This window comes from Alphaproteobacteria bacterium LSUCC0719 (assembly GCA_040839025.1).
Classification (GTDB): domain Bacteria; phylum Pseudomonadota; class Alphaproteobacteria; order Puniceispirillales; family Puniceispirillaceae; genus UBA8309.
Genome location: JBFPJN010000004.1, coordinates 26,016 through 40,173 on the forward strand (window position 1 = coordinate 26,016; position 14,158 = coordinate 40,173).

The 14,158-nt window shown below is 59.6% G+C and carries 17 protein-coding genes; 11 read left to right on the plus strand and 6 right to left on the minus strand.

What is annotated here, in order from left to right; translation table 11 throughout:
• Positions 1 to 11: 11 nt before the first annotated feature.
• Positions 12 to 899 carry a branched-chain amino acid aminotransferase gene (locus AB3X55_08635; protein MEX0503645.1) on the minus strand — a complete coding sequence of 296 codons (888 nt, stop codon included), beginning with the start codon at positions 897 to 899 and terminating at the stop codon, positions 12 to 14.
• A gap of 124 nt (positions 900 to 1,023) precedes the next feature.
• On the opposite strand from AB3X55_08635, the gene AB3X55_08640 reads away from it, so the two are divergent.
• The 3 genes from AB3X55_08640 to AB3X55_08650 are packed head-to-tail and all read left to right on the plus strand — an operon-like array spanning position 1,024 to position 3,589.
• Complete coding sequence (locus AB3X55_08640; GenBank protein ID MEX0503646.1) at positions 1,024 to 1,536, plus strand: MarR family winged helix-turn-helix transcriptional regulator; 513 nt, start codon at positions 1,024 to 1,026, stop codon at positions 1,534 to 1,536.
• A gap of 18 nt (positions 1,537 to 1,554) precedes the next feature.
• Positions 1,555 to 2,283, plus strand: coding sequence for a response regulator transcription factor (locus AB3X55_08645; GenBank protein ID MEX0503647.1), 729 nt, complete (start codon positions 1,555 to 1,557; stop codon positions 2,281 to 2,283).
• Positions 2,270 to 3,589 (plus strand): ATP-binding protein, encoded by a 1,320-nt coding sequence (locus AB3X55_08650; protein MEX0503648.1) that lies wholly within the window; start codon positions 2,270 to 2,272, stop codon positions 3,587 to 3,589. The genes AB3X55_08645 and AB3X55_08650 overlap by 14 nt, the downstream gene beginning before the upstream one ends.
• A 73-nt stretch (positions 3,590 to 3,662) precedes the next feature.
• Here AB3X55_08650 and AB3X55_08655 read toward each other — a convergent pair whose 3' ends face one another.
• The 5 genes from AB3X55_08655 to AB3X55_08675 all read right to left on the minus strand — a co-directional run bounded on the left by AB3X55_08655 (position 3,663) and on the right by AB3X55_08675 (position 6,723).
• Positions 3,663 to 4,022 (minus strand): tRNA-binding protein, encoded by a 360-nt coding sequence (locus AB3X55_08655; GenBank protein ID MEX0503649.1) that lies wholly within the window; start codon positions 4,020 to 4,022, stop codon positions 3,663 to 3,665.
• A gap of 27 nt (positions 4,023 to 4,049) precedes the next feature.
• A complete protein-coding gene (locus AB3X55_08660; GenBank protein MEX0503650.1) occupies positions 4,050 to 4,733 on the minus strand; it encodes a hypothetical protein in 684 nt (227 codons plus the stop codon).
• An 87-nt stretch (positions 4,734 to 4,820) separates the two neighbouring features.
• Positions 4,821 to 5,636 (minus strand): pyrroline-5-carboxylate reductase, encoded by an 816-nt coding sequence (proC, locus tag AB3X55_08665; GenBank protein ID MEX0503651.1) that lies wholly within the window; start codon positions 5,634 to 5,636, stop codon positions 4,821 to 4,823.
• 27 nt (positions 5,637 to 5,663) lie between these two features.
• Positions 5,664 to 6,167, minus strand: a complete 504-nt coding sequence (locus AB3X55_08670; GenBank protein MEX0503652.1) for a YbjN domain-containing protein — start codon at positions 6,165 to 6,167, stop codon at positions 5,664 to 5,666.
• A 220-nt stretch (positions 6,168 to 6,387) separates the two neighbouring features.
• Positions 6,388 to 6,723 carry an accessory factor UbiK family protein gene (locus AB3X55_08675; GenBank protein MEX0503653.1) on the minus strand — a complete coding sequence of 112 codons (336 nt, stop codon included), beginning with the start codon at positions 6,721 to 6,723 and terminating at the stop codon, positions 6,388 to 6,390.
• Between the two features lie 192 nt (positions 6,724 to 6,915).
• On the opposite strand from AB3X55_08675, the gene lgt reads away from it, so the two are divergent.
• The 8 genes from lgt (at position 6,916) to AB3X55_08715 (ending at position 14,102) form a co-directional block, all read left to right on the plus strand.
• A complete protein-coding gene (lgt, locus tag AB3X55_08680; GenBank protein MEX0503654.1) occupies positions 6,916 to 7,707 on the plus strand; it encodes a prolipoprotein diacylglyceryl transferase in 792 nt (263 codons plus the stop codon).
• Entirely contained in the window at positions 7,704 to 8,813 is a 1,110-nt protein-coding gene (locus AB3X55_08685) for a class I SAM-dependent methyltransferase (protein ID MEX0503655.1), read from the plus strand. The genes lgt and AB3X55_08685 overlap by 4 nt, the downstream gene beginning before the upstream one ends.
• A 1-nt stretch (position 8,814) precedes the next feature.
• On the plus strand, positions 8,815 to 9,654 hold the full coding sequence (locus AB3X55_08690) for a polyphenol oxidase family protein (protein MEX0503656.1): 840 nt from the start codon (positions 8,815 to 8,817) through the stop codon (positions 9,652 to 9,654).
• Positions 9,655 to 9,892: 238 nt separating this feature from the next.
• Positions 9,893 to 10,822: a ribose-phosphate pyrophosphokinase gene (locus AB3X55_08695; protein ID MEX0503657.1), complete on the plus strand. Its 930-nt coding sequence runs from the start codon at positions 9,893 to 9,895 to the stop codon at positions 10,820 to 10,822.
• A gap of 119 nt (positions 10,823 to 10,941) precedes the next feature.
• Positions 10,942 to 11,577 (plus strand): 50S ribosomal protein L25/general stress protein Ctc, encoded by a 636-nt coding sequence (locus tag AB3X55_08700; protein MEX0503658.1) that lies wholly within the window; start codon positions 10,942 to 10,944, stop codon positions 11,575 to 11,577.
• Between the two features lie 72 nt (positions 11,578 to 11,649).
• Complete coding sequence (gene pth, locus AB3X55_08705; GenBank protein MEX0503659.1) at positions 11,650 to 12,294, plus strand: aminoacyl-tRNA hydrolase; 645 nt, start codon at positions 11,650 to 11,652, stop codon at positions 12,292 to 12,294.
• Positions 12,294 to 13,394: a redox-regulated ATPase YchF gene (gene ychF / locus AB3X55_08710; protein ID MEX0503660.1), complete on the plus strand. Its 1,101-nt coding sequence runs from the start codon at positions 12,294 to 12,296 to the stop codon at positions 13,392 to 13,394. Before pth ends, ychF begins: the two co-directional genes overlap by 1 nt.
• A 30-nt stretch (positions 13,395 to 13,424) precedes the next feature.
• A complete protein-coding gene (locus tag AB3X55_08715; GenBank protein ID MEX0503661.1) occupies positions 13,425 to 14,102 on the plus strand; it encodes a dienelactone hydrolase family protein in 678 nt (225 codons plus the stop codon).
• Positions 14,103 to 14,158: the final 56 nt, after the last annotated feature.

Below are 14,158 nucleotides of genomic sequence, written 5' to 3' on the forward strand. Positions count from 1 at the left end.
CATTCTGCCTGTCAGATCGAGATGCGGCCCCGCACCAGATCTTCATAACCATCGACAAGCTCGCGGCTGACCTCGGCCGGGGTGAAGCTGTAATCGCCAATCTTCGAAACCGGGGTAACTTCGGCAGCCGTTCCGGTCAGGAAACATTCCTTCATGCCGGCCATGTCCTCCGGCGTCATGTGACGCTGAACGACTTTCATCTGCTTTGCCTCGGCAAGCGCAATGACCGTCCGGCGGGTGATCCCGTCGAGAAAACAATCGGCAATCGGGGTGTGGATCGTCCCCGCATCATCGACGAAAAAGACGTTGGCACCTGTGGCCTCGGCAATATAGCCGCGGTAATCCAGCATCAGCGCATCCTGAAAGCCTTTCTTCTCGGCCTCATGCTTGGACAATGTGCAGATCATATACAGACCAGCCGCCTTGGCATGAACCGGTGCCGATTCAGGTGATGGGCGCTTCCATTTCGCGATATCGAGGGTGATACCCTTCATCTTTGTTTCCGGATCGAAATAACTTGGCCATTCCCAGGCGGCGACGGCGACATGGATCGATGTCATCTGCGCCGAAACGGCCATCATCTCGGACCCGCGCCAGCAAAAGGCGCGTACATAGCCATCGGTGATTCCGTTGGCCTCGATCACCGCCATCTTGGCGGCATCAACCTCGTCATCACCGAGCGGGATATCGAAATCCATCAGTTTGCAGGAATTGCGCAAACGTTCAGTATGCTCGCGCCCCTTGAAGATGGTGCCGCCATAGACACGCTCGCCTTCGAAAACCAGGCTTGCATAATGAAGACCATGGCTCAGCGTGTGCGTCTTTGCATCGCGCCATGGAATAATCTCGCCATCCAGCCAGATGCTGCCGTCACGGTCATCGAACGGAATCAAGGCCATATTCGTCTCCTCCAGCGGTCACGCCCCACCGTGCCGCACAAACCGGATGGCAAAATTAGTTCCAATCCGGTCTTATTGTGGTAACTATTCCTCACGCTACCATCGTCTCGGATTATTGGTCAACATGGCTGACATAAAACCCATCGGAAAGGCTCTGTTCCTGCGCGAGGAGGAGCTTCGGCGCGGCATAGAGCTGATGTTCTTTGCCTACAGGGACTTTACCGGCGAAGCGGATTCGATCCTTGCCGAACAGAATATGGGCCGGGCCCATCACCGCGCGATCTATTTCATTGGTCGCAATCCCGGAATCACGGTCAGCGAATTGCTGGCAATCCTAAAGATCACCAAGCAGAGCCTGTCGCGCGTCCTGTCGGCACTTGTCGATACCGACCATGTTGTCCAGAAGACCGGCCCCGAGGACAGGCGGCAGCGGCTTCTCTATCTGACAGACCGGGGGACCGCGCTGGAATCACGACTGACCGAGGTTCAGGGACGCCGTTTCGCCAAGGCCTATCGCGACGCCGGCATGACAGCCGTGGAAGGGTTCCAGAAGGTACTTGAAGGGCTTCTCGATCCGGAAACGCAGCGTCAGGTTGACGCCCTCGGCCATGCACGCAAGGCACGGCAGGATGATTGATCGGCGGGGCACAGGGGCATGATGGGCGATGACGCCTTGCAGGGGCAGCATATCCTTGTCATCGACGATGACGAGAGGCTGCGACTGCTGTTGCGGCGTTTCCTTGAAGAAAGCGGGTTTCGCGTTACCGATGTCGGCTCTGCCTCCGATGCGCGCCAGCTTCTTGAAGGGTTGGTGTTCGACCTGCTGATCGTGGACATCATGATGCCGGGCGAGACCGGGCTGGAATTTCTGAGTGATATCCGCAGCACCAATCAGGTGCCGGCTCTGTTTCTGACCGCCATGTCTGAGACCGAGCATCGCATTGCCGGGCTGGAAAGCGGGGCTGATGACTATATGTCAAAGCCGTTTGAACCACGCGAACTCGTGCTGCGGATCCGATCCATTCTGAGCCGGGCCGCGGCACAACGCGCCGCACCGACCAAGAGCATTGCCTTTGGCCCTTACAGTTTCGACCGCACCACCGGCATTCTGATGCACAGCACAGGCCGCATTCACATCACCAATGCCGAGCAGAAGCTTCTGGCCAGCTTTGCCGAATCGCCCGGCAGGGTTCTGTCGCGTGATGACATTGCCGAGGCTATGGACAGCAGCATGCGCGGTCGCTCGATCGATGTTGCCGTGGCGCGGCTGCGGGCCAAGATCGAACCTGACCCGCACTACCCTGTGTATCTTCAGACCGTCCGTAACAGAGGCTGGTTGCTGCGCACCGACAGTCCGACAGGAGGTGGCGATGCAACTTCGTAACTACCTGCCGAAAACACTTTTCGGGCGCATGCTGTCCATCATCCTTGTGCCAATGATCCTGGTGCAGGTGATCACCGTGTTCATTTTCTATGAACGCCATTGGGACACAGTCACGCGCCACATGGCCGGCCAGCTTGCCGCCGATATCAGCCTTCTTGCCGACAGGCTTGGCAAAACACCCGACAAGGCCACGATCGAACTGATCCAGCAGACCGGATGGCAATATTTCTCATTTCCTGTCCAATATAATGCCGAGGGCGAATTTCCGGGCCGCAATGTCGATCCGCCGACAAGCTATGCCGAAGAAGTCCTGCGCTATGAGCTTGGTGCCAGGCTGCAGCATGAATGGCACGCCGATCTTGTCTCGGACCCGCATCTTGTCTTTGTCGATCTGGCCCTTGATCCCGGCGTGGTGCGTATCTATGCCAGCCGCAAACGGATCTTTTCATCGACAAGCTGGACCTTCTTTGGCTGGACACTCGGCTCGTCGATCCTGCTTTTCGCCATCGCCCTGCTGTTCATGCGCGGCCAGGTCCAGCCGATCCTGCGACTGGCCAATGCCGCGCGGGCGCTCGGCCTCGGACGGCAGGCTCCCGACTACCGGCTTGAGGGGGCCCGCGAAGTGCGGCTGGCAGGTCGTGCCTTTCAGGCGATGCGCCATCGCATCATGCGGCAGCTCAATGAACGCACCGAGATGCTTGCCGGTGTCAGCCATGACCTGCGAACGCCGCTGACCCGCATCCGCCTGCAGCTTGAATTGATGCGCGACCGCGAGGATGCCGAGGCGATCCGCGCCGACCTTGCCGAAATGGAAGGCATGATCGACGCCTATCTGAGTTTTGCCGCAGGTGAAGGTGAAGAACCGACCGAGGATACCGACCTGCAGACCATGCTGGACCGGATGGTCACCCAGACCCGAAATACCCACGGGTTCGATATTGTCTTTGACGCGCCGTCGGTACCGTTGCCTGTCTTTCCAGTCCGGCGCAAGGCGATCCGCCGTGCGTTCGAGAATATCATCTCGAATGCTCTGGCCTATTCACAGCAGGCACGCATAGCGGCAAGCTATCGCAATGACGAGGTGAGTATCACCTTTGACGACAATGGTGCCGGCATTCCAGCCGAACGCCGTGCCGACGCATTGCGCCCCTTTGTCAGACTTGAAACATCACGCAACCGCCAAACCGGTGGCACCGGCCTTGGCCTGTCAATCACCAGCGATATCGTGATGGGGCATGGCGGCGATCTGACACTTGATGAGTCGCCGCTTGGCGGCCTGCGGGTGATCATCAAGCTGCCAGTCTGACAGCTGCGGTTACACATTCCAGTCCCACACGTTGCGGGACCATCATCAAGATGGCGGAAAACAGCGCCGAAGGTCAGTGAAGTCTGCTGCCGTCGGGGGCATCACTGTCGGGCGCAACCAGCACCACCTCACCCTTCGCGTTGGCGACACCGAGTGTCAGAACCTCTGACATGAAGGGGCCAATCTGGCGCGGCGGAAAATTCACCACCGCCATCACCTTTTTGCCGACAAGCGTTTCAGGGCTGTAGAGTTCGGTGATCTGGGCCGATGATTTGCGGGTGCCATGCTCAGGACCGAAATCAATGACCAGCTTGAAAGCCGGCTTGCGCGCTTCGGGAAACGGAACCGCCTCGACAATCGTGCCGCACCGGATATCGATTTTCATGAAATCGTCAAAGCTGGCAGGTGCGGTCATGTCATCATTCTGGCTCATGGTCTCTCCATCCGGTGCGTCAACGGGTTACTGGTATCGGCCACCCGGGGTCTGGTCACGCTCGTCATCGTCGGCTGACACGGGATCGTCGCCTGCCTGGGCTGGTGACGGCTCGCCGGCAAGAACCAGCAATGTGCGGCCCCATTCCTCGGCCGTTGCAAGGCGTCGGTCGATTTCCTTCAATGTAGCGGACAGATCGGGGGTATCGTCATCCTTCCAGGTCCGGGCCACCACCATGGCCACCCCGGCAACACCGCGAACCCGCGCCTCGCCCTGCAGACCTGCCAGATCATCACCGACCATGCGCAGCAGCATGCGCATCGCCTGGGCCAGCGAATCCAGAAGACGCAGTCCCAGCGCCGGATCGCGCCGTGCCGCCATATCCAACTGCGCCACCTGCCGCCGATAGGGGACATAGATTTCAAAGCGATGCATCATCGCCTCGACAATCTTGTCGCGGATCGGCACGTCGCCGGCATCCTCGAGATCGGCCAGCGATTCGAGGACGGCCTGCCGGTCAAGCCGCTGCAATTTATGCAGAATCAACGCCGTGATGCTGCCGGCGACAGCGCGCGCCGCTGCCGGTGCGATATCGGCGCTGTTGGCAACGTCATCAATGTGAATGGCCCGGGGCGACTGGTCCGCCAGCATATCCCAGGCCGCATCTGCCAGCCTGTCCATCATCATGGTTGGCGTTTCACTTGCTGACATCGGACCACTCCTTTGCGTTGGCATTACCCTTCGAAGATGGTGCCAAACGGCAGCGGGATCAAGCCGCGACAGGTGCTGCGATCACAGTCATCTGCCAAGCTCTATCGACCGGTCGCGTGCCGCGAGGATGGCGCGGGCCATCAGTTCCGACATGCCGTTTTCCGCCATCAGCACAGACAGCGCCGCCGCCGTGGTACCACCTTTGCTGGTGACGTTGACCCTGAGCTGTGATGGCGGTTCGTCGGATTGTTCGATCAGGGCACCCGCCCCCGACACGGTGGCCTCGGCAAGCTGGCGCGCCAGTTCGGCTGGCAGTCCGGCCTTGATGCCGGCCTCTGTCATCGTCTCGGCAAGAAGGAAGACATATGCCGGCCCGGAACCCGATACCGCCGTGACGGCATCCATCAGCGATTCGTCATCCAGCATTACCACCACACCAACGGCAGACAGCAAGGTTGTGGCCAAAGCCACTGTATCGGCAGGCGCGTCACCGGCGAACAGCGCCGTGACACCTTTGCCGATGGCAGCCGGCGTATTCGGCATCGAGCGCAACACCAGCGCCGCAGCGCCAAGCCGTTCATGAAACCAGCCTGTCGGGATACCGGCGGCAATCGACAGAAACGCCGTATCATCACCGACAAGCGCACCAAGATCTTCAATGGCGCCGCCCATCATCTGCGGCTTTACCGCAAGAACAATCATCCGCGCGTTGCTGTGTGCCGCGGCGGCAGCATCGACGTTGGCATAGATGCGGACATTGTCATGCGACGCTGTCCAGGCAAGATGATCGGCCATCGGTTCGATGATCACAAAATCTGCGTCGAGCGCCGAATCAGCAAGCCAGCCATGCAGCATTGCACTGCCCATCTTGCCGCAGCCAATAAGCGTAATCAGAGGTTTCATCTGGTGTCAGGGCATGGCGCCGGCGCGCTATGCCTCCCCTTTCGTGACCATCATCACGGCCGTTGCGGCATCATCCGCCGAAAGCGCGCCACTGACCACCTGATAGATGGCCGGATAGACCTGTTCGCACTCACCAAGCATGATATCGACGACATCCTCGACCTGCTCGGGCGTCGCACCGCCGGCACCACGAAGTGCCAGCGTGTGCCGCAGTTCCAATTCGCAAGTCGCCATGTCGAGCGCCAGATGACCGATAAACAGCTGCTGGTTCAGCAACGCCGCCAGCAACGCCAGCTCGCCGATCTGGTCACGGTCAGCCTTGACATCGATGCGGCAGATCACCTGCAACGCCTCGTCACTGTCCTGCCATGAAACAGCCAGTTGATACTGGCTCCACTGTCCCGGGATTTCAGCCAGCAGGGCGTCATGCTCCTGCTGGCACAGCAGCCAGTCATGGCGCGCCACAAACCGCGACACAAGGTCGATCGGATGGGCAAGCGTCAGATCCAGAGAAGCTTGGGTCGGTGCCATGTGGCGGGCGTCCTCGGCAAGTGGTTACCCCCAGAAAATGCCGCATCCCGCCAACGCTTTCAACACAATATTTTGTGGTTTTTCCATGTCCAAACCACATCAACTTGTGGATAAATTCAGGAAATGGCGCATAAACAACAGCTTCACCGGCACTGTTCGCCGGACACGCAAAGCTGCACAAAATATGGGATGTGATCCTGGCTGGCCGCCAGGGCGCGATTCAGGATTTCTTTGCCGCCTTGGCCCGCGTGCCAGATGATGTACCAGCCGATTTTACAGCTTTTTTTGCGGCCTTTTTCGGGGCCCCTTTCGGAGCCTCTTTCACAGTCTGTTCGGCAAGGCGCGATTCGAGCGCGGCAAGCCGGGCCGCGACAGCATCATGGCGGGTGCGAAGCGCATCAAACTCTTCGCGCGTGACGAGTCCGCGCGCATTCAGGCTGCGCTCGGTACGCTGCTTGACAATATTGTCGATTTCCTCGCGAAGGCCTCCCAGTGCCGAGGCGGCACCATTTGCCATCTGCGCCATGTCGGAGATAAAACGTGATCTGCCTGGCATGGGTCACTCCCGAAATTTGCTGCCATGTCTGCCTTGTGGTCCATACCTGATGTATGGTGTCCTGATGCTGTTTCCAATACCACGCCGACACCGAATGCGATACTGTGCGATGCGCACGGCGTGGCGAAGCGCAGGGCGTGCGCCAGGGCGGCGCACCATACCAACCAGCAGATATTCTGTGAGGCATGACCCATGAATGGCGGCATTATCCTTCCCGAATTCGATCCGTTTCTGATCAATTTCGGCGGGATCGGCATCCGTTGGTATGCGCTTGCCTATATTGTCGGGCTTCTTGGCGGGTACTGGATCCTGCGTCGCGAGGCGCGACAGCATCCAGGCAGGCCGATGACGATCGAAGGGGTTGATTCGCTTCTGAACTATGTCCTGCTCGGGGTGATACTGGGCGGACGGCTTGGCTATATCGTCTTTTACAATCCGGCCTTCTTTCTGGCCAACCCGGTTGAGATCATCAAGGTCTGGCAAGGCGGCATGTCCTTTCATGGCGGGCTTCTTGGCGTGACCGCCGCAATGTGGCTGTTCGCCAGGAAAGGGCAGATCCCCGTTCTGGCTGTCAGTGACCGCGTCGCCATGGTGCTTCCCCTTGGTCTGTGTCTTGGCAGGATATCGAACTTCATCAATGCCGAACTTTACGGCCGTGTGACCGATCTTCCCTGGGGCATGGTATTCCCGCGGAGCGACGGTCTGGCACGTCATCCGAGCCAGCTTTACGAGGCCGGTCTTGAAGGGGTGACACTTGGCATTGTGATGTTTGTCGGCTGGCGTCGTGGCTGGCTTGGCGTCACCGGCACCATGACGGCGATTCTTCTGATCGGATACGGGCTTGCCAGATTTGTTGTGGAATATGTCCGCGAACCGGACGTCCATCTCGGGCTGGTGTTCGATCTGATGACGATGGGCCAGATCCTGTGTCTGCCGATGCTTGCGGCGGGTGGCTGGATTCTGCTGCGACGGCGTATTTCATGACAGTGGCCGACACATCTTCGCTCGCAGACAGCCTGCGTCATCACATTGCCACGCATGGTCCGGTCGGGGTTGATGACTATATGCACCGGTGCCTTGGCGATGCCGGGACCGGCTATTACCACAGCCGTGACCCGTTTGGTGAAGCCGGCGATTTCACCACGGCACCTGAAATTTCCGGCCTGTTTGGCGAAATGTGCGGGCTGTATCTTGCCCATATGTATGAAGTGGCCGGTGCCGCCGACGCCGCCGATACCGCCAGCGTGATTGAGCTTGGCCCGGGGCGCGGAACCCTGATGCGCGACATGCGACATGTGTGGGGCCGGCTGATGCCGGGCCTTGCCGCCGCGCCGCTGCATCTTGTCGAGACCAGCCCGTCATTGCGGCAGGCCCAGCAAGCCATGCTTGGCCCGGATGCGGTGGTGACATGGCATGATGATGTCGAATCGGCGCTGGCCGCGCGTGACGGTCCCCTATTCGGGATCGCGAATGAATTTTTCGATGCCCTTCCGGCATCACAGCGGATTTTCGAGGATGGCGCGTGGCGGCACCGGCTGGTCGGGCTGCAGAAGGATCATCTCGGCTTTGTGACGGGCAAAGCCGCGGATCATCATCCCGATCTTCCAGACCACCCCACCGACGGCATGGTGGCCGAACTTTGTCCGCTTGCGGCTGATATCACAGCGCAGATCGCCGCCGCGCTGGTGCGCCGCGGCGGCGCCATGCTGATTATCGATTACGGGCGGCACGGCAACCCCGGCGACAGTCTTCAGGCCGTTTGCGACCATCGCCCGGTCGATCTGTTTGCCGCGCCAGGTGACAGTGATCTGTCGCACTGGGTTGATTTTGCAGCCCTTGAAAGAGCCGCAAGCATGACTGGCGCACGGCTTGTCGGACCCGTGCCGCAGGGCCGGTTCCTGATGCGGATCGGGCTTGCCGCACGCGCCGAACAGGCAGCGCAGCACGCCGAGCCGGAGGAACGACGCGCCCTGCTGGCGGCCATCGACAGGCTGACAAGCCCGGCCCAGATGGGTGAAGTCTTCAAGGTGGCGTTGCTGTTGCCGCCCGGCACCGGCACACCGCCCGGTTTCGATGGTGAGGAGACATGAGATGACAGGGTGGAGGATGAATGGCGGCAGCGTTCCCTATCTTCATCATGAAGCGACCAGCGCGCGGGCAACACATGGCTTCTTCGGTGCCACAGGCGGTGTCAGCACAGGCCTTTATGACAGCCTGAACTGCGGATATGGATCAGCCGATGATTCGAACCTTGTGGCACAGAATCGCAGCCTTGTTGCCACCGCGATGGGATTGACAGCAGACCGGATGGCGGCTGTCTACCAGGTGCATGGCACGGAGGTTGTGACAGCCAGCAATGGCGGCGGCGATGATCGTGACCAGCTGGCGCGGGCGGACGGGCTTGTCACCACCTGCCGGGGGCTTGGCCTGTCGATTCTCACCGCCGACTGCCTGCCACTGCTGCTGGTCGATGCCGCCAACAGCGTGATCGGGGCCTGCCATGCCGGGTGGCGCGGCGCTGCCGCCGGCATTGTTGGCAAGACGGTCGCAACGATGCGGGCTGCCGGCGCCGGGTCGATCACGGCGCTGATTGGCCCGACGATTCGCCAGCCAAGCTATCAGGTCGGTGCGGATATGCGCGATGCGGTTCTGGCCCAGATCGAGCCGTCGATTCGGGACAGTGTGACGGCATGTTTTGGTCCCAGCAGCGAGGGCAGGCTGACATTCGATCTTGCCGGGCTTGTCAGGGCGCAGCTCGATCATGCCGGCATCGGGATGATCCATGACTGCGGCATTGATACCTATGCCAGCAAGCCGGGGATATCGTCCGATTCTCCCGGATTCTTCTCGCACCGGCGCGCCACACATGCAGCAGAACCCGATTGCGGACGCCAGATCGCTGTGATTTCCTTGCCGCCGATATCCGCGTGATCTCTTTCAAAAACGAGACGAAGACAATGCCGCATCTGTATATTTTTCTTGGGCTTCTGGTGGTTGGCATGCTGGCAAGCTGCTTCATGGTCTGACCAACGGAACCGATGAAAAGTTACGAAACCATTACAAATTTCCTGATATGTCCTTGCCCACCCGCCGAGGCGTTGGTATCTACAGGCGTCGGTCGGTGAAGGTGGCGGGTGTCATCTTTGGGGCCCCACCAAGTAGGTCGTAGATGAAGATCCTTTCCTGCAACAGCAATCGCCCGCTTGCCGAAGCGATTGCCGCATATCTTGATGTCCCCCTGACCAAAGCGGATGTCCGGCGGTTCGCCGATATGGAAGTTTTCGTCGAAATTGGCGAGAATGTTCGTGGCGAGGACGTGTTTGTCATCCAGTCGACCTGTTTCCCGGCGAATGACAATGTCATGGAATTACTGGTGGCACTTGATGCGCTGCGGCGCGGGTCGGCACGGCGTATTACAGCCGTTCTTCCCTATTACGGCTATGCACGGCAAGACCGCAAATCCGGTCCACGCACACCGATTTCGGCAAAGCTTCTTGCCAATCTGATTACATCGGCGGGCGCCGACCGCGTGTTGACCATCGATCTCCATGCCGGCCAGATACAGGGCTTCTTTGACATCCCGACAGACAATCTGTTTGCCGCGCCGGTCTTCATCGAGGATATCCGTTCACGCTATGACAACGGACAGGTGATGATCGTGTCTCCCGATGTTGGCGGCGTGGTGCGCGCCCGGTCGCTGGCGAGTCGGCTTGATGCCGACCTTGCCATCATCGACAAGCGTCGTCCGAAGGCCGGCGTGTCGGAAGTCATGAACATCATCGGTGATGTCAGCGACCGCCACTGCATCATGGTCGACGACATCGTCGATTCGGGCGGTACGCTGTGCAATGCGGCGGCGGCGCTGATCGAAGCCGGCGCGCTCAGCGTTGATGCCTATGTCACGCATGGTGTGCTGTCTGGTGGCGCGGTCAGCCGCGTTGCCGCCTCGCCTCTGAACTCGCTGGTAACAACGGATTCGATCCCTGCGACCGAGGCGGTTCGGGTCGCCCGCAACGTACGCCATCTTTCGGTGGCGCCCCTTCTTGGCGAAGCGATCAAGCGGATCAATGAAGAACGGTCGGTATCGACGCTGTTCTGATCCGGATCACGCCACGAACCCCCGCTTTTTGCTTGAGTTTTGGCCCCTATGGGCCTATACCACGCGCTGCCGCGCACCCCTGGAGGCGCGGCGCATTGTAAGAGCAAGGAGCAAGTACAATGACCGATATCACAACCATCAGCGCTTCCGAGCGCGAACGGGTCGGTAAGGGGTCCGCCCGTGCGGCACGCCGCGCAGGCCTCGTCCCTGCCGTCATCTATGGCGACAAGAAGGACCCCGTGGGAATCACAATGGAATCCCGCGAAGTTACAAGGATCGTTCACCAGCCCGGCATCTATGGCCGCCTTCTGGAGATCGAAGTCGCCGGAAAGAAGTCGACTGTGCTGACACGCGACATTCAATTCCACCCGGTGTCCGATACCATCATGCATATGGATTTCCTGCGCGTATCGCAGAGCGCCACAGTGGCGGTCGCGGTCGCGGTCGAATTCATCAATGAAGACAAGTGCCCGGGCATCAAGGTTGGCGGCGTTCTGAACGTGGTCCGCTACGAGGTCGAGCTGAACTGTCCGGCCACCGCCATTCCCGAAAAGATCACCATCGATCTCGAAGGGGTGAAGATTGGCGACTCAATCCATATCAGCGCCATTCCCCTGCCTGACGGCGTCACACCGACAATCACCGATCGTGACTTTACGGTCGCCACACTGGCATCGCCGGGTGGTGGTGTGAAGAACGAGGATGAAGAGGTCGAAGAGGCCGAGGGCGAAGCAGGCGATTCCGACGAGGAATAAGCCTCTCGCACCCTATCTGGAACGGACCGGACGGCAACGTCCGGTCCCCGCTTTTCTGCAATCGAGCGAAACATGCTGCTGTTCGCAGGCCTAGGTAATCCCGGTTCCGACTATGCCGGCAACCGGCACAATGTCGGCTTCATGGCCATTGACGCCATTGCCGCGCGGCATGGGTTTTCAGGCTGGAAGACAAAAGGGGCAAACCTGATTGCCGAAGGGCGGGTCGGTACCACCAAGGTGGTGGCGATCAAACCGCAGTCCTTTATGAACAAGTCCGGCACCCCGGTTGCCGAAATCGCCAGATTCTACAAGATCCCGCCATCCGACATCTTTGTCCTTTATGACGAGATCGATCTCGCCGCCGGGCGAATCAGGGTCAAATGTGGCGGCGGTCATGGCGGCCATAACGGCATCCGCGATATCGACCGTCACCTGGGCCAGGATTACTGGCGTGTGCGCATTGGCGTCGGACGACCGGAACAGGTCATTCCGGGGTCACGGATCGACATTCGCAACTGGGTGTTGATGGATTTCATGGCGTCCGAACACAGTGGCTGGCTGGATCGATTGCTTGACGCAATCGCTGGCGAGGCTGACCGGCTGACGGCGCATGATGAAGGCGGATTCATGAGCCGCGTTGCCCATCTGGCACCGGCACCAAAAACCGCCACTCAAGATGCCACTCAAGATAAAGACGGCGACAAGGAGACAGTCTGATGGGGTTCAATTGCGGGATTGTCGGTCTGCCAAATGTTGGCAAATCCACCCTTTTCAACGCGCTGACCGAAACCGCCGCGGCAGAGGCAGCCAATTATCCTTTCTGTACGATCGAGCCCAATACCGGCAGGGTTGCCGTGCCGGACCCGCGGCTTGACGATTTGGCGCAGCTTGCCGGTTCAGCCTCGATCATTCCAACACAGCTTGAATTTGTCGATATTGCCGGCCTGGTGCGCGGCGCATCCAAGGGCGAGGGTCTTGGCAATCAGTTCCTGGCCAATATCCGCGAGGTTGATGCCATTGCGCATGTGCTGCGCTGTTTTGAGGATACCGACATCACACATGTTGACGGCTCGGTGGACCCGCTTCGCGATGCCGATACGGTTGATACCGAACTGATGCTGGCCGATATGGATTCGCTGGAGCGCAGAATGGCCGCGCTGGTGAAAAAGACCCGTGGCGGCGATGCCGATGCCAAGCGTGATCTCGCGCTCATGGAAAAGCTGCTGCCACAGCTTGCAGATGGGGTGCCGGTCAGGCGGGCTGACGGCCTGACAACAGACGAGATCAAACGCCTGCCACAGCTGCAACTGCTGACCTCAAAGCCGGTGCTGTATGTGTGCAATGTGGCTGAAACAGACGCTGCGACAGGCAATTCACATTGCGAGGCTGTCGCCGCACATGCTGCCGCTGAAGGCGCGGCGCATGTTGTCGTCTCGGCAGCGATTGAGGCAGAAATCACTCAGCTTGATGGCGATGACAAAGCCATGTTCCTTGATGAGCTTGGCCTGGAGGAGGCCGGCCTTGCACGTCTGATCCGGGCTGGTTACGGGCTGCTTGATCTGCTGACATTCTTCACCGTCGGCCCGAAGGAGGCGCGTGCCTGGACTGTGGCTGCCGGGGCCACCGCGCCCGAGGCGGCCGGTGTGATCCATACCGATTTCCAGCGCGGCTTTATCCGCGCCGAAACAATATCATTCGATCACTATGTCACCTGCGGAGGTGAATCCGGCGCACGCGACGCCGGCAAGCTGCGCATTGAAGGCGCCGACTACAAGGTCAATGACGGAGATGTTTTCCATTTCCGCTTCAATGTGTAATAAGGGGAAAAAGCCTACAGAGGTGTCAAAATGACGCAGATTAAGACTCTGACCGCTGAGGACGGTCATACTCTTGATGCAGCCATCGCCGGCAACAGCGAAACCGCACGCGGCGGTGTTGTCGTCCTGCAGGAAATTTTTGGTCTCAATGACCATATCCGTGATCTTCCCCGCCGGTTTGCCGAGGCAGGCTATTATGCCGTTGCGCCAGCCTTGTTCGACCGTGCCGAGCGCGGTGTCGAACTTGATTATGATCCTGAGGGTCGTGACCGGGGTCTGGCGCTGAAGGCCGCCGTCGATGACGACGCCATTTTCGATGTCTCGGCGGCGATTGCCGAAGCCGCCACCGCCGGCCCGGTAGTGGTGGTGGGGTTCTGCTGGGGTGGATCGCTTGCCTGGCGCGCCGCCACCAGCCTGACCGGACTTGCCGGTGCATCTTCCTATTATGGCGGTGAGTTGCCGTCGAAGGCCGGACTGGTGTCCCACTGCCCGGTGCTGGCGCATTTCGGCAGCTTGGACAAGGGTATTCCAATCGAGGGCGTCAACACCTTCATCAACGCACAGGCAGACGCCGACCCGGCTGTGGTCACGCATATCTACGAGGCCGATCACGGTTTCAATTGCGACGCCAGAAGCCAGTATAATGAAGAGGCGGCATCGCTTGCCTGGACACGAACGCTGGATTTCCTGGCGCGGTGTATGGATTAGAGCACAAATATTGCTCTTTGGAGTTTTGCATTCACGTTGAAGTGATTTGACTAGCT

Bases quoted from the DNA above. Each gene is read 5' to 3' on its own strand.
- AB3X55_08675 (MEX0503653.1), bottom strand. From the start codon at position 6,723: ATGCCAGGCAGATCACGTTTTATCTCCGACATGGCGCAGATGGCAAAT.
- AB3X55_08685 (MEX0503655.1), top strand. From the start codon at position 7,704: ATGACAGTGGCCGACACATCTTCGCTCGCAGACAGCCTGCGTCATCAC.
- AB3X55_08640 (MEX0503646.1), top strand. From the start codon at position 1,024: ATGGCTGACATAAAACCCATCGGAAAGGCTCTGTTCCTGCGCGAGGAG.
- AB3X55_08650 (MEX0503648.1), top strand. From the start codon at position 2,270: ATGCAACTTCGTAACTACCTGCCGAAAACACTTTTCGGGCGCATGCTG.
- AB3X55_08655 (MEX0503649.1), bottom strand. From the start codon at position 4,022: ATGAGCCAGAATGATGACATGACCGCACCTGCCAGCTTTGACGATTTC.
- AB3X55_08645 (MEX0503647.1), top strand. From the start codon at position 1,555: ATGATGGGCGATGACGCCTTGCAGGGGCAGCATATCCTTGTCATCGAC.
- AB3X55_08660 (MEX0503650.1), bottom strand. From the start codon at position 4,733: ATGTCAGCAAGTGAAACGCCAACCATGATGATGGACAGGCTGGCAGAT.
- proC (MEX0503651.1), bottom strand. From the start codon at position 5,636: ATGAAACCTCTGATTACGCTTATTGGCTGCGGCAAGATGGGCAGTGCA.
- AB3X55_08695 (MEX0503657.1), top strand. From the start codon at position 9,893: ATGAAGATCCTTTCCTGCAACAGCAATCGCCCGCTTGCCGAAGCGATT.
- ychF (MEX0503660.1), top strand. From the start codon at position 12,294: ATGGGGTTCAATTGCGGGATTGTCGGTCTGCCAAATGTTGGCAAATCC.
- AB3X55_08715 (MEX0503661.1), top strand. From the start codon at position 13,425: ATGACGCAGATTAAGACTCTGACCGCTGAGGACGGTCATACTCTTGAT.
- AB3X55_08670 (MEX0503652.1), bottom strand. From the start codon at position 6,167: ATGGCACCGACCCAAGCTTCTCTGGATCTGACGCTTGCCCATCCGATC.
- pth (MEX0503659.1), top strand. From the start codon at position 11,650: ATGCTGCTGTTCGCAGGCCTAGGTAATCCCGGTTCCGACTATGCCGGC.
- AB3X55_08690 (MEX0503656.1), top strand. From the start codon at position 8,815: ATGACAGGGTGGAGGATGAATGGCGGCAGCGTTCCCTATCTTCATCAT.
- lgt (MEX0503654.1), top strand. From the start codon at position 6,916: ATGAATGGCGGCATTATCCTTCCCGAATTCGATCCGTTTCTGATCAAT.
- AB3X55_08635 (MEX0503645.1), bottom strand. From the start codon at position 899: ATGGCCTTGATTCCGTTCGATGACCGTGACGGCAGCATCTGGCTGGAT.
- AB3X55_08700 (MEX0503658.1), top strand. From the start codon at position 10,942: ATGACCGATATCACAACCATCAGCGCTTCCGAGCGCGAACGGGTCGGT.